Source organism: Bradyrhizobium sp. LjRoot220 (assembly GCF_964252915.1).
Taxonomy (GTDB): domain Bacteria; phylum Pseudomonadota; class Alphaproteobacteria; order Rhizobiales; family Xanthobacteraceae; genus Bradyrhizobium.
In genome coordinates, this window is sequence record NZ_CAXUPS020000017.1 from 39,393 (window position 1) to 53,611 (window position 14,219).

Here is a 14,219-nt window from a genome sequence, read left to right on the forward strand (position 1 = left end):
GCGGACAGAAACCCTGTCAAGCGGGCGAAACGGCGAAAAAGCAGGGTTGCCGCATAAAAACTCATTTGCCTCGCGCCGCTGTTTATAAAGCGGGCAGCGCGCTAGCGTCAGGGAATGCGCCGCTTGCACGTTTGTATACAAACGGTATCTTCGATCGACGTTCCGCGCACCTATTGCAGCGCAACCAAGGCTTAAGGGAGCATGACGCAGAGCACGATGCGCCTGACCGTCAACGGCAAAAGCTGCGATGTCGACGCCGCGCCCGACACCGCATTGCTCTATGTGTTACGCAACGACCTCGCTTTGAACGGACCGAAATATGGCTGCGGGCTCGGCGAGTGCGGCGCCTGCGCGGTGCTGATCGACGGCGAAGCGGCACGTTCCTGCGTGATCCCTATTGAAGGCTGCGCCGGGCGCGACATTGTGACGCTCGAAGGCCTCGGCTCGCGCGCGCACCCCGATCCGGTGCAGGAGGCCTTCATTATCGAACAGGCCGCGCAATGCGGCTATTGCCTGAACGGCATGATCATCAGCACCAAGGCGCTGCTGGCGCGCAACGCGCATCCTTCCGAGGCAGAGGTGCTGGAAGCGCTGCGCCATAATTTGTGCCGCTGCGGCGCGCATATCGAAATCATTCGCGCCGCGATGCGGGCCGCGGGCCATGCCGTTGAGGCCCACGACTGATGGCAACGCCGCAGACGCCAGCGAGCAGTGAACGAGCGCAGGGTTCGCTGTCGGTTGTTCGACCCATAGAGTCGGGCGCGTTCGAGACTTTCATCAAGATCACAGCAGACGGTTCGGTCACCGCCTATAACGGCCATGTCGATCTCGGCACCGGTATCCGCACCGCGCTCGGGCAGATCGTCGCCGAAGAACTCGACGTGTCATTTGCCCGTGTCGTCGTGGTGCTGGGCGATACCTCCGTTGTGCCGAACCAGGGCGCGACGATCGCGAGCGAAACCATCCAGATCACCGCAGTGCCGCTGCGCCAGGCCGCGGCACAAGCGCGGCAATTTTTGATCGCGCGCGCGGCGGAACGACTAGAGGTGCCGGCCGGGGATCTCTCGATTGAGGATGGATTGATCCGCGGCAAGGACAACCGCACGGTCAGCTATGGCGAATTGATTGCCGATGACGTCATTCGCCTTGAACTCGCCGACGATGTGCCGGTGAAGGACGTCAGCGCCTATTCCATCGTCGGGCGGTCCGTGCCGCGCGTCGACTTGCCGGCGAAGGCCACCGGCGAATTGGTCTACGTCCACGACGTGCGCGTGCCCGGCATGCTGCATGGCCGCGTCGTGCGGCCGCCCTATGCCGGCATCGATGCGGGCCCGTTTGTCGGCACCAGCCTGATCGCGGTCGACGAAACTTCGGTGCGCGATATTCCGGGGCTGGTGGCCGTGGTCAGGATCGGCGATTTCGTCGGCGTGATCGCCGAGCGCGAGGAGAACGCGATCAAGGCCGCGGCGCAGCTCAAGGTGAGCTGGAAGCCGGTGCCGACATTGCCCGATCTCGGCGACCTCCAAACGGCGCTGCGCGCCAATCCATCGACACCAAGGACGCTGATCGACAAGGGCGACGTCGATGCCGCCATTGCGTCCGCCGCCAAGCCGATGGCGCGGACTTACGTCTGGCCGTATCAGATGCATGGCTCGATCGGCCCCTCCTGCGCGGTCGCCGACTATCAGGACGGCGCGATCCGGGTGTGGTCCGGCACGCAAAACCCGCACATCCTGCGCGTCGACCTCGCGCTGTTGATCGAACGGCCGGAAGCCAAGATCGATGTGATCAGGATGGAGGCTGCCGGCTGCTACGGCCGCAACTGCGCCGACGACGTCACCGCTGATGCACTGCTGCTGTCGCGCGCGGTCGGCCGTCCGGTGCGCGTGCAGTTGACGCGCGAGCAGGAGCACGCCTGGGAGCCGAAGGGCGCCGGGCAATTGATGGACGTCAATGGCGGGTTGAACGCCGACGGCAGCGTCGCCGGCTATGATTTTGCGACGCGCTATCCCTCCAACGGTTCGCCGACGCTGGCGCTGCTGCTCACCGGGCGGATTGCGCCGGAGCCTGCGGTGTTCGAGATGGGCGACCGCACCGCGATCCCGCCTTACGATTATGATCACATGCGCGTCGTGGCGCACGACATGCCGCCGATCGTGCGCGCCTCCTGGTTTCGCGGCGTCTCGGCGCTGCCCAATACCTTCGCACATGAATCCTACATCGACGAACTCGCGGCTGAAGCTGGCGCCGATCCGATCGAATATCGCCTGCGCTACCTGAAGGATTCGCGCGCCGTCGATCTCGTCAATGCGGTGGCGGAGCGCGCGGGATGGAAGCCGCGGCCGAAACGCCAGGAGCCGGAAGCCGAAGGCGACATCGTGCGCGGGCGCGGCTTTGCCTATGCGCTTTATGTGCACAGCAAATTCCCCGGCTATGGCGCGGCGTGGTCGGCGTGGATCGCCGACGTCGCGGTTAACAAGGCGACCGGCGATGTCAGCGTCACCCGCGTCGTCGCAGGCCAGGATTCCGGCCTGATGATCAATCCGGACGGGGTGCGTCACCAGATCCACGGCAACGTGATCCAGTCGACCAGCCGCGCGCTGATGGAGGAAGTGTCGTTCGACCGTGCGTCAGTGACGGCGCGTGAATGGGGCGCCTACCCCATCATCAAATTCCCCGACGTGCCCAAGATCGACGTGTTGATGCTGCCGCGGCAGGATCAGCCGCCGCTCGGCGTCGGTGAGTCCGCTTCGGTCCCGAGTGCTGCCGCCATTGCCAACGCAATCTATGATGCCACCGGCGTGCGCTTTCGCGAACTGCCATTCACGCCGGAACGCATTTTGAAGGGATTGCACGGCGACGCGGCGGCGGTGCCGGAAGCATTGCCTGCGCCACAGCCCGCCCCTGATCTCACCAAATGGCAAAACCCGTTTGCCGGGCGGAGCGGCGTGCTGGCGACGGCCGCGGCATTATGCGCGGCGGTGGTCGGCATCGGCGCCGCCGTGCTGCCGTGGCGCGCGATTGCGCCGATCGCACGGCCGGATGCATCGGTCTATTCGGCGGCCACCATCGCGCGCGGCCGGCAACTCGCGGCGCTCGGCGACTGCGCGGTCTGCCACACCAGCGTCAATGGCGTGCTCAATGCCGGCGGCCGACCGCTGGAAACGCCGTTCGGCACGATCTACAGCACCAACATCACCCCTGATGTCGAAACCGGCATCGGCGCGTGGTCCTATCCCGCCTTCGAGCGATCGATGCGCGAAGGCATTCATCGCGACGGACGGCATCTCTATCCAGCATTCCCCTATACGCATTTCGCGAAGACGACCGATGCCGACCTGCAGGCGCTCTATGCCTACCTGATGGCGCAGTCGCCGGTGCGTGCGGAAAATCCAGAGAACAAACTCGCGTTCCCGTTCAACATCCGCCCCCTGTTGGCCGGATGGAACGCGCTGTTCCATGCGCCAAAACCGTTCCAGGCCGACGCGACCAAATCGGAGCTGTGGAATCGCGGCGCCTATCTGGTCGAAGGCCTCGGCCATTGCAGCGCCTGCCATTCGCCGCGCAACGCGCTGGGCGCCGAAAAGCGAAGCGTTTACCTCGCCGGCGGTTTCGCCGAGGGCTGGGAGGCTCCGGCGCTGACCTCGCTGTCGCAAGCGCCGATTCCCTGGAGCGAGGATGAGCTTTTCGCATACTTGCGCACCGGCGAGTCCCGCTTCCACGGCGTCGCCGCCGGCCCGATGGCGCCTGTCGTCAAGGAACTCGCGGCACTTCCCGATCAGGACATCCGCGCCATGGCGGTCTATCTCGGCTCGTTCAACGAAAGCGCCACCGACAAGCGGGCACAGGACGCCGTTGCCGCCAAACTCGAAGCCGCGACCAGCACCGGGATTTCGGCCGCTTCCAGCGTCGGCGCGCGGATCTATCAGGGCGCCTGCGCGGTCTGTCACGAGGTCGGCGGCGCGCCTTTGTTCGGCAGCCGGCCGTCGCTGGCGCTGAACAGCAATCTGCACAGCGCCGTGCCCGACAATCTGATCCAGGTAATCCTGCACGGCATCGCCTCGCCGGTGACGAGCGACCTCGGCTATATGCCCGCCTTCAGGGATAGCCTGACCGACGGCCAGATCGCTGAACTCGCCGCCTACCTGCGGCGGCAATTTGCCCCGGATAAGCCGGGATGGACCGATATCCACGCAACCATTGGGCGAATCCGGCAGCAAACCACCCGCTGAGCTGCCATGCCGCCGCCAAAACCCACTGGTTGGGCGGCCGCGGGCGCGATAGAGTTCCGGCATGGCAGTGACAGATATCGCATCCCGGACCTACAACCACGGCTGGCGGCTCGATCCAATCGTGCGCAGCCTGCTCGATACTGATTTCTACAAGCTGCTGATGCTGCAGATGATTCGGGAATTCTATCCGGATCAGCAAGTGACCTTTTCGGTGATCAACCGCAGCAAGCATGTGCGGCTGGCCGAAATCATCGACGAGGGCGAATTGCGCGCCCAGCTCGACCATGCCCGGACCATCCGCTTCACCAAGAAGGAACTGATCTGGCTCGCCGGTAACACGTTCTACGGCAAGACCCAGATGTTCTCGCCCGACTTCATCAACTGGCTCGCCAATTTCCGCCTGCCCGAGTACGAGCTGCGCAAGGTGGACGGCCAGTATGAGCTGCACTTCCACGGGCCGTGGACCCACACCACGATGTGGGAAATCCCGGCGCTCGCGATCCTGAACGAACTGCGCTCGCGCCAGGCCTTGAAGGGCCAGGGGCGATTTGCCCTCGACGTGCTCTATGCCCGCGCCAAGGCCAAGCTGTGGACCAAGGTCGAGCGGCTGCGCAAACTCGAGGGCTTGCGGTTGTCGGACTTCGGCACCCGCCGCCGCCACGGTTTTCTGTGGCAGCGCTGGTGCGTCGAGGCGGTCAAGGAAGGCCTCGGCTCTTCGTTCACCGGCACCTCCAACGTGCTGCTCGCGATGGACAATGATCTCGAAGCGATCGGCACCAACGCGCATGAATTGCCGATGGTCGCGGCCGCGCTCGCCGACGACGACACCGAACTGCGCTGGGCGCCCTATCGCATCCTCGATCAATGGCGCCACACCTATGGCGGCAATTTGCTGATCGCGCTCCCCGACGCCTTCGGCACAAAACCGTTCCTGCGCGATGCGCCGGACTGGGTCGCCGACTGGACCGGCTTTCGCCCCGACAGCGCGCCGCCGATCGCGGCCGGCGAAGACATCATCACCTGGTGGAAACAGAAGGGCCGTGATCCCCGGGAGAAGCTGCTGGTATTCTCCGACGGCATGGATGTCGGCTCGATCGAAGAGACCCATCGGCACTTCTCCGGCCGTGTGCGTATCAGTTTTGGTTGGGGCACCAACCTCACCAATGATTTCGTCGGCTGTGCGCCGGACGGATCGGCCGATCTCGATCCGATCTCGATCGTCTGCAAGGTGACGTCGGTCGATGGACGGCCGGCGGTCAAACTGTCGGACAATCCGGAAAAAGCCACCGGCATCCCGTCCGAGGTCGAGCGATATTTACGCGTGTTCGGAAATGTCGGCCGCGTTCGCACCGCCGTTCACGTCTGAACCGGCAACACCCCATCCCTGGCCACCAACCGATTTGACGAGGCCCGCATGCCCGCACCCAAGCCGCCTGCCTTCGAAACCCTGAGCCTGCACGCCGGCCAGCGCCCGGATCCCGTCACCGGCGCCCGCGCGGTGCCGATCTACCAGACCACGTCCTACGTGTTCCAGGATTCCGACCATGCCGCCGCGTTGTTCAACCTCGAACGCGCCGGACACATCTACACCCGGATTTCGAATCCGACGACCGCGGTGCTCGAGGAACGGCTTGCCGCGCTGGAAGCCGGCGTCGGCGCGATCTGCACGGCGAGCGGCATGGCCGCAATGCATCTGGCGATCGCGACTCTGCTCAATGCCGGCGACCACATCGTGGCGTCCTCCTCGCTCTATGGCGGCACCATCAATCTGCTCGCGCACACGCTGCCGCGCTTCGGCATCACGACGACGTTCGTCAAACCGCGCGCGCTCGACGAGTTTCGCGCCGCGATCAAGCCGAACACGAAGCTGGTCATCGGCGAGACCATCGGCAATCCCGGCCTCGAGGTGCTGGATATTCCGGCGGTCGCGGAGATCGCGCATGACGCCAAAATTCCGCTGCTGATCGACAACACTTTTGCAACGCCGTTCCTGAGCCGGCCGATCGAACTCGGCGCCGACATCGTGATGAACTCGGCGACCAAATGGATCGGCGGCCACGGCATCGCGATCGGCGGCGTCATCGTCGATGGTGGCCATTTCGACTGGCATGCCTCCGGAAAATTCCCTGTTCTGACCGAGCCCTATGCCGGCTATCACGGCATCGTCTTCGACGAGCAGTTCGGCCAGGCCGCCTTCATCATGCGCGCCCGCACCGAGGGCTTGCGCGATTTCGGCGCCTGCCTGTCGCCGACCAATGCGTTCCAGCTGCTGCAGGGCGTCGAGACATTGGGCGTCCGCATGGAACGCCATATGAGCAATACGCTGGCGGTGCTGGAATTTCTTAGGGCTAACAAGGCGGTCGAGTGGGTGCTGCATCCGGCGCTGGAGAATCATCCCGATCATCAGCTCGCCTTGCGGCTGCTGCCAAAGGGCGCTGGGTCGATCGTCAGCTTCGGCATCAAGGGCGGCCGGCCCGCAGGCAAGAAATTCATCGAGACGCTGCGCATGGTCAGCCACCTCGCCAATGTCGGCGACGCCAAGACGCTGGTGATCCATCCCGCTAGTACCACCCATCAGCAGATGGACGCCGCGCAACTCAAGGCCGCCGGCGTCGGCGAGGAACTGGTGCGGCTATCGGTCGGGATTGAAGCCGCGGCAGATATCGTCGACGATCTCGGCCAGGCGCTTCGCGCATCGCAGAAGGTGTGAGCATGCAACTCTCAGTCAAAGGGGTCGATACGTTCATTGCCACCGGCGGCCGGCCGTTCGATCCTTCGCTGCCCGCGGTGGTGATGCTGCACGGCGCCGGTTTCGATCATTCGACCTGGGCGCTGCACAGCCGCTGGTTCGCCCATCACGGCTATGCCGTGCTGGCGCCTGACCTGCCGGGCCATTGCCGTTCTTCCGGTAACCCGCTGCCGACGATTGCCGATATGGCCGACTGGACTGCGGCGCTGCTGGAGGCGGCCGGTGCGCCGAAGGCAAGACTGGTCGGGCATTCCATGGGATCGCTGATCGCACTGGAAACCTCGGCGCGACATCCCGATAAAGTGTCGGGGCTCAGCCTGATCGGAACCGCCGCCACGATGACCGTCGGCCCCGACCTGCTCAAAGCCGCGGAGTTCAACAATCCCGATGCGATCGACATGGTCTCGATCTGGGGCCTCGGCTTCAAGGCCGAACTCGGCGGCAGCCTCGCGCCGGGACTATGGATGCATCAGGGCGCGCAGCGCGTGCTGCAACAGACCCGTCCGGGCGTGCTGTACAACGATCTCAACGCCTGCAATTCGTACGAGGGTGCACTCGCGGCAGCGGCCGCGGTCAAGGTGCCCGCGACCTTCATCCTAGGCGAGCGCGACATGATGACGCCTGCGAAATCAGGCAAGATGCTGGCGGCGGCGACACCGAACGCCCGTGTCGTCGTGCTGCCCGGCGCCGGCCACATGATGATGGCCGAAGCGCCGGATGAGTTGCTGGCGGCGTTGCGGGAGTGAAATTGCTTCTACCCTCATCCTGAGGAGCGCGCTCTTGCGCGCGTCTCGAAGGATGCAGGCCACCGGCCGGGCCACATGGTTCGAGACGGCGCTGCGCGCCTCCTCACCATGAGGGGTGGACACTACTGCCTTGCCGCGCGCTTCCGCTCCACCGGATGAATATCCACCGCACGCAACCTTCCCATCCGCAGCACGTCCATTTCCAGCTTGCGGTCGATGCGGTCGCGGTCGAGTGCGCGGATCAGATCGTCGACGCCGTTGATCTCGACGCCATCCAGTTTGATCACGACGTCGCCCGGCAACAGCCCGGCCTGCGCCGCGGGGCTATCGGCCTCGATCTGCGCCAGCAGCGCGCCCATCTTGTTGTCGACGCCGGCGACCACCGCATGCCGCCGCAGGATCGGCGCGGTCTGGCCGGAGACGCCGATATAGGCGCGGCGGACGTAGCCGTGACGGATGATCTCGGACAGCACGAATTGCGCGGTGTTGCTGGCGACCGCAAAGCAAATGCCCTGCGCGCCCTGAATGATCGCGGTGTTGATCCCGATCACCTCCGCCGCCGACGACACCAGCGGCCCGCCGGAATTGCCGGGATTGAGCGCGGCATCGGTCTGGATCACGTCCTCGATGGTGCGCCCGCTCACCGAGCGGATCGAACGTCCCAGCGCCGACACCACGCCCGCGGTCACGGTCGACTCGAACCCTAAGGGATTACCGATCGCGACCACGAGCTGGCCGCGGCGCAGGCTTTTTGAATTGCCGAGCGACGCATAGGGCAGATCGCGCGCGCCGTCGGCGCGCAGCAAGGCCAGATCGGTATCGGGATCGACACCGAGCACATGGGCGTCGGTGACAAAAGCTTCGGTATCCCGCAACCGGATTTCTTTCGACGATCCGACCACGTGGCTGTTGGTCAGCACAAAACCATCCGGCGAGATCACGATGCCCGAACCAAGTCCGCCGCGCTCGCGTGCGTTGCGCACCTTGGGTCCGGTTTCGACGCGCACAACGGCAGGGCCAACGCGTTCGGTCACGCCGATCACGGCGTCCGAATAGGCATCCAGCAGCGTCTGGTCGTTATCGGGGGCGTGTTCGGTCGCGCGCGATGACGGAGCGTCATCGGCGTTATCTGAGGTATAATCCAACATGGCGAATTCCTTCGCCCGTCAGATGGTTACGGGATTACCTCGCCGCAAGAGCCGCAACCAGCGCGCAAAGCTGCCCTGAGGCCTACGTGGCCCGCCGCAAGTTCGGCGGCCTCGCCTTGACCGGATCGAGCAGCGACCAGTCGCCCTGCTCCAGTGTGTATCCTTGCGGGAATGGCGCGCGGAGTTCCAGCCCGAGCGAACGCAGCACGCGATCGTCGCGGTAATAGCATTGCAGCACCACGCGGACGAGGGTTGCCGCCGCCGCACCGCCCGAGGCGCGGAATTCCTGGGCCACGGCATCGCGCCGCGCCGGATCGAGGTCGGCGAGCGGCCTGCCGGCCAGGCGCGCGAGGTGGTCGAGCGCCTGCGCCACCTGCGCGGTGTCGCGCCCGAGCGTCGCCAACATATCGGCCTGGATCGCGGGATCGTCGGCGCCTGGCACCTTGTACTCATGGCTGGCTGGAACGATCATCGCAGCGATCATGCGCAGATCGTCGCGTTGGGCTGAGGTCAGTTCATTGGCTGCGGACATCACTTCCTCAATCGAACAAATTGGCAAGACGTTGTTTCATCTGGTCGGCGACATAGAGCGCGATCGCCTGGATGGTGGAGGTCGGGTTGACGCCGCCTGACGTCACGAACACGCTGCCGTCGACGATGAAGAGATTCTTCACGTCATGCGAGCGGCCCCATTCATTGACCACGGAACGCGCCGGATCGGTGCCCATCCGCGCGGTGCCAAGCAGATGCCAACCACCCCATGGGATCGGGTCGTTGATGCAGAGATCGGTGGCACCCGCAGCTTCGAGAATTTCCCTCCCCCGCGCCAGCCCGTGCGCCATCATCTTCCGGCTGTTCTCGCTGATCGTATAATCGATCTTTGGCGCGGGAATGCCGTGGCTGTCCTTCAAAACGGGATCGAGCGTGACGCGGTTATGTTCCTCGGGCAGGTCCTCGCAGATCGCGGAGACCCCGAGCCGATGGCCATTGAGCTTGCGGAAGACGCGATGGTGATCCGCGCCCCACGGCAAGATGCCCTTCTGCTCGCTCGCGACCGCCTCGAACACCGGTCCGGCGCCGCGGCCGAACTGGATGCCGTAGCCGCGGACGAAACCGCGCGAGAGGTCGGTGTCGTAAAACTCCTTGCTCCACAGGCAGGTCGGCGGCGCGCGGTTAGAGTCGGTTGGCTCCTTCACAAAACCGTAGATCTGCGCATAGGGATGAAACATCAAATTCTTGCCGACCAGGCCGGACGAATTGGCGAGGCCGTTCGGAAAACGGCCGGAGACCGAATTCAAAAGCAGCCGCGGCGTGCCGACGCCGTTGCAGGCGATGATGACGACTTCGGCCGGCTGAAACTGCTCGACGCCATCCTTGTCGTAGTAGACGACACCCGAGGCCATGCCGTTCTCGTTGGTCAGGATCTCACGCACGCGGCAATGGGTCTTGAGTTCGACGCCGGCGCGGATCGCGTGCGGCCAATAGGTGATGTCGGTCGACGCTTTCGCGCCTTGCGCGCAGGCCGGCGTGCAATGGCCGAGATTGATGCAGCGCGCCCTGCCCTCGTAATCCATCGTCGCGACCGTGGTGTCCGACGGCCACCAGTGCCAGCCGAGCTTGTTCATGGCCTTGCCGATCAGCGGGCCGGAGAGCCCGAGCGGCTGCGGCGGCATCGGCGGGCGCGTCAACGGCGAACGCGGATCGCCTGACAGGCCCGATACGCCCATCATCCGGTCGTTCTCTTCAAAGAACGGCATCAGCGCGTCGTAACCGATCGGCCAGTCATCGGCGACGCCGTCCAGCGTCTTGACCTTGAAATCGGAGGGATGCAGTCGCGGCCAATGCGCGGTGTACATCACGGTGGAGCCGCCGACGCCGTTGAAATTCACCACCTTGATCGGTGAGTTGTCGTCGTTGATGGGATAATCCTCAGGCCGCCCGCGGATGTTCGGGCTGGTCGACCAGTCGCCATAAAACTTCGCCTCCCAATCACGCCCGGTGCTCGGATATTCGGAAGAATTCATCCAGCCGCCCTGGTCGAGGCAGAGAATGTGCATCTTGGTATCGGCCAGGCTCCAGGCGACGGCGGCGCCGGAGGCACCGGCGCCAATGATCAGGACGTCAACGGGATCGTTCATTCGGGTTCCTCTTGTCATTCCGGGGCGATGCGAAGCATCGAACCGGAATCTCGAGATTCCGGGTCTGGTCCTTCGGACCATCCCGGAATGACGCCGCAAATTAATTCACAATCCTCACCGGCAGCGTGCGAATGCCGCGAATGAAATTCGAGCACAACCGCTGCGGCGGCCCGGTGATTTCGAACCTGAGATCCCGTTGCAAGATTTCCTCCCAGAGAATGCGGATTTGCTGTTCGGCGAGCCGATCGCCGACGCAGCGGTGGATGCCGGCGCCGAAGGCGAGATGCTGCCGGGGTTTCGCGCGATCGACAATGAATCGGTCGGCGCGGTCGATCTTGTCCTCATCGCGATTGCCTGAAATGTACCACATTACGACCTTGTCGCCTTTTGCGATTCGGCGGCCGGCCAATTCGACGTCGTTGCGCGCGGTGCGTCGCATATGCAGCACCGGTGTGTGATAGCGGATGGTCTCGGAAACGAGGTTGGGGATCAATTCGCGCCGGCTGCGGACCAATTCGAACTGTTCGGGGTTTTCGACCAACGCCATCAAGCCACCGGTCATGGAATTGCGCGTGGTGTCGTTGCCGCCGACGATCAAAAGCGCAATCGTCCCGATGAATTCGCGTGGCCCCAGATTTTGAGTCGCCGGCGAATGCGCCAGCATCGAGATCAGGTCGAAGGTCGGCGCGGCGTTGGCGCGGGCATCCCATAGTCTGCGGAAATATTCGCCCATCTTGGTGAGTTCAGCGATACGTTCTTCCGCCGAATGCACCACGGCGTCGGGCGCCTCGACATTGGCGATCGCGACATCGGACCACCAGGTCAGCTTCTCGCGGTCTGCCCAGGGAAAGTCGAACAGCGTCGCCAGCATCATGTTGGTGAGATCGGTCGAGACCCGCGCGACCCAGTCAAAGGTCTCGTTGCGCGGCAGCGCGTCCAGCACGTCCGAGGTGCGCCTGCGGATCAGCGGCTCGAGGTTGACGAGGTTGGATGGCGCGACGATCGGCGCGACGGTGCGGCGATGCGCAGTATGGCCCGGCGGGTCCATCCGGATGAAGTTGGCGAACTCCTGCCCTTTCGGCTGGTCGGTGACCTGAATGCCGCCGAGTTCCGAACTCGACGAATAATTTTCGTGGTCGAGCTCGACCGCAAAAATGTCGTCGTAGCGCGTTACCGACCAATACGGCCCGAACGGCGAGGCCTCGCAATAATGCACGGGATCGTCGCGGCGCAACTGCGCGAATAGCGGCCGCCAATTGTCGTCCTGATACAGCCTGGGATCGCTGACATCGATCGAATTCAGCCTGCGCTGCAGCGCCTGGGCCATCGCTTCGCTCCCGCTAGTCCGTCGCCGCTTGAGGGGCGATCGGAGCCTCACGATAGGGTCAGAAACGGTGTCGAGTAAAGCCGAGCGGCGCCGGTTGGCGGGCTATCCTGCCACATACCAGATGCGCTTTCCGCGGTTTGTTCGCGGCCGCAAGAACGGCTAGCTTTGGTGTAACCAATCCGGGAGAACCGCCCACGTGGCCACTGCCCGCCAAACCGATAGCCCATCCGAGATGGATTACGACAGCATCATCATCGGCGCGGGCATGTCGGGCCTTTACCAGCTCTATCGCCTGCGCGAACTGGGCCTGCGGGTGCGCGTGCTGGAGGCCGGCACCAATGTCGGCGGCACCTGGTACTGGAACCGGTATCCCGGTGCTCGCTTCGATTCGGAAAGCTACTCCTACGGCTACTCGTTCTCGAAGGAGCTGCTGGAGGAATGGGACTGGTCCGAGCACTTTGCGGGCCAGCCGGAAACGCTGCGTTATCTCAACCATGTCGCCGACAAGTTCGACCTGCGCCGCGATATCCAGTTCAAAAGCCGGGTCACGACGGCGCATTACGACGAGGGTTCGCGGAGCTGGACCCTCACGCTGGAGGACGGCAGCCGATTCCGCACCCGCTTCCTGATCACCGCGATCGGCCCGCTATCGACCCCAACGCTGCCCAACATCGAGGGCCGCGACAGTTTTAAGGGCGCGTCCTTCCACACTGCGCGATGGCCGCATGAGCCGGTCGACTTCAAAGGCAAGCGCGTTGCCGTGATCGGCACCGGCGCCACCGGCGTGCAGACCATCCAGACCATCGCCAGGGATGTCGGCCATCTAACGGTGTTCCAGCGCACGCCGAACTGGTGCGCGCCGCTGCACAACGGCAAGATCGACGCCGAAACCCAGAAGGCGATCAAGGCCGGCTATCCCGAGATGTTCGCCCGCTGCCAGGAGACCTTTGCGTGCTTCCTGCACACGCCGGACCCGCGCGGCGCGTTCGAGGTTTCGGATGAGGAGCGCGAGGCGTTCTACGAGAAGCTGTATGGCGAGCGCGGTTTTGGCATCTGGCAGGGCAATTTCCGCGACATCCTGATCGACCGCAAGGCGAATGCGACGATCAGCGATTTCGTGGCGCGAAAAATCAGGCAGCGGGTGAAGGATCAGGCGGTCGCCGAGAAGCTGATCCCGAAGAACCATGGCTTTGGCACGCGGCGGTTGCCGCTGGAGACTTTTTATTACGAGGTCTACAACCAGGACAATGTCGAGCTGATCGACATCAATGAGACACCGATCGAGCGGATCACACCCGAAGGCATCAAGACCAGCGCGAGGGAATTCGAGTTCGACATCATCATCTATGCCACCGGCTTCGATGCCATCACCGGCAGTTTCGACAAGATCGACTTCCGCGGCGCTGGCGGCGCCCGGCTGAAAGACAGGTGGAAGCATGGGCCGCAGACTTATTTGGGCATCATGGTCCACGAATTCCCCAACATGATGATGCTGATGGGGCCGCACACCGCGCTCGGCAATATCCCGCGCAGCATCGAGTACAGCGTCGACTGGGTCACCGGGCTGGTGCGGTTCGCGCGGGACAACCAACTGACCCGGCTGGAAGCGACCGCCGCCGGCGTGGAATCATGGACCGATCACGTCAAGGCGCTCGGCGTCGGGCTGCTATCCAACGAGGTCAATTCCTGGATGACCGGCATCAATTCCAACGTCGAGGGTAAGCAAACCCGCATCATCGCCCGCTACAGCGGCAGCGCGCCAGCCTACCGCGCGCGGTGCGACGAGGTGGCGGCGAAGGGTTATGAGGAGTTGAGATTGGGGTAGCTCGTAGGGTGGGCAAAGCGAAGCGTGCCCACCATTTAGCGCAGCAATCGGCGA

Annotated in this window: 10 protein-coding genes; 6 read left to right on the top strand and 4 right to left on the bottom strand. The window is 64.0% G+C overall.

Going from position 1 to position 14,219, the window contains the following annotated elements; all coding sequences use genetic code 11:
* Positions 1–201: 201 nt before the first annotated feature.
* The 5 genes from ACSQ84_RS35465 (at position 202) to ACSQ84_RS35485 (ending at position 7,727) form a co-directional block, all read left to right on the top strand.
* Positions 202–684, top strand: coding sequence for a (2Fe-2S)-binding protein (locus ACSQ84_RS35465; protein ID WP_436216405.1), 483 nt, complete (start codon positions 202–204; stop codon positions 682–684).
* A complete protein-coding gene (locus tag ACSQ84_RS35470; RefSeq protein ID WP_436216406.1) occupies positions 684–4,232 on the top strand; it encodes a molybdopterin cofactor-binding domain-containing protein in 3,549 nt (1,182 codons plus the stop codon). The genes ACSQ84_RS35465 and ACSQ84_RS35470 overlap by 1 nt, the downstream gene beginning before the upstream one ends.
* Before the next feature lie 61 nt (positions 4,233–4,293).
* Positions 4,294–5,598 carry a nicotinate phosphoribosyltransferase gene (gene pncB, locus ACSQ84_RS35475; protein ID WP_436216407.1) on the top strand — a complete coding sequence of 435 codons (1,305 nt, stop codon included), beginning with the start codon at positions 4,294–4,296 and terminating at the stop codon, positions 5,596–5,598.
* A gap of 48 nt (positions 5,599–5,646) precedes the next feature.
* A complete protein-coding gene (locus tag ACSQ84_RS35480) occupies positions 5,647–6,942 on the top strand; it encodes an O-acetylhomoserine aminocarboxypropyltransferase (protein ID WP_436216408.1) in 1,296 nt (431 codons plus the stop codon).
* A gap of 2 nt (positions 6,943–6,944) precedes the next feature.
* A complete protein-coding gene (locus ACSQ84_RS35485) occupies positions 6,945–7,727 on the top strand; it encodes an alpha/beta fold hydrolase (RefSeq protein ID WP_436216409.1) in 783 nt (260 codons plus the stop codon).
* Positions 7,728–7,849: 122 nt separating this feature from the next.
* On the opposite strand, the gene ACSQ84_RS35490 is transcribed toward ACSQ84_RS35485, so the two are convergent.
* The 4 genes from ACSQ84_RS35490 to ACSQ84_RS35505 all read right to left on the bottom strand — a co-directional run bounded on the left by ACSQ84_RS35490 (position 7,850) and on the right by ACSQ84_RS35505 (position 12,340).
* Complete coding sequence (locus tag ACSQ84_RS35490; protein ID WP_436216410.1) at positions 7,850–8,875, bottom strand: S1C family serine protease; 1,026 nt, start codon at positions 8,873–8,875, stop codon at positions 7,850–7,852.
* Between the two features lie 82 nt (positions 8,876–8,957).
* On the bottom strand, positions 8,958–9,407 hold the full coding sequence (locus tag ACSQ84_RS35495; protein WP_436216411.1) for a hypothetical protein: 450 nt from the start codon (positions 9,405–9,407) through the stop codon (positions 8,958–8,960).
* A 7-nt stretch (positions 9,408–9,414) separates the two neighbouring features.
* Positions 9,415–11,013, bottom strand: a complete 1,599-nt coding sequence (locus tag ACSQ84_RS35500; protein ID WP_436216412.1) for a GMC family oxidoreductase — start codon at positions 11,011–11,013, stop codon at positions 9,415–9,417.
* Between the two features lie 100 nt (positions 11,014–11,113).
* Positions 11,114–12,340, bottom strand: a complete 1,227-nt coding sequence (locus tag ACSQ84_RS35505) for a cytochrome P450 (RefSeq protein WP_436216413.1) — start codon at positions 12,338–12,340, stop codon at positions 11,114–11,116.
* Positions 12,341–12,536: 196 nt separating this feature from the next.
* Between ACSQ84_RS35505 and ACSQ84_RS35510 the strand changes: the two genes are divergently transcribed.
* Positions 12,537–14,165, top strand: coding sequence for a flavin-containing monooxygenase (locus tag ACSQ84_RS35510; protein WP_436216414.1), 1,629 nt, complete (start codon positions 12,537–12,539; stop codon positions 14,163–14,165).
* Positions 14,166–14,219: the final 54 nt, after the last annotated feature.

Coding starts and splice junctions, on each gene's coding strand:
- ACSQ84_RS35470 (WP_436216406.1), top strand. CDS start 684: ATGGCAACGCCGCAGACGCCAGCGAGCAGTGAACGAGCGCAGGGTTCG.
- ACSQ84_RS35505 (WP_436216413.1), bottom strand. CDS start 12,340: ATGGCCCAGGCGCTGCAGCGCAGGCTGAATTCGATCGATGTCAGCGAT.
- ACSQ84_RS35485 (WP_436216409.1), top strand. CDS start 6,945: ATGCAACTCTCAGTCAAAGGGGTCGATACGTTCATTGCCACCGGCGGC.
- ACSQ84_RS35490 (WP_436216410.1), bottom strand. CDS start 8,875: ATGTTGGATTATACCTCAGATAACGCCGATGACGCTCCGTCATCGCGC.
- ACSQ84_RS35480 (WP_436216408.1), top strand. CDS start 5,647: ATGCCCGCACCCAAGCCGCCTGCCTTCGAAACCCTGAGCCTGCACGCC.
- pncB (WP_436216407.1), top strand. CDS start 4,294: ATGGCAGTGACAGATATCGCATCCCGGACCTACAACCACGGCTGGCGG.
- ACSQ84_RS35465 (WP_436216405.1), top strand. CDS start 202: ATGACGCAGAGCACGATGCGCCTGACCGTCAACGGCAAAAGCTGCGAT.
- ACSQ84_RS35500 (WP_436216412.1), bottom strand. CDS start 11,013: ATGAACGATCCCGTTGACGTCCTGATCATTGGCGCCGGTGCCTCCGGC.
- ACSQ84_RS35495 (WP_436216411.1), bottom strand. CDS start 9,407: ATGTCCGCAGCCAATGAACTGACCTCAGCCCAACGCGACGATCTGCGC.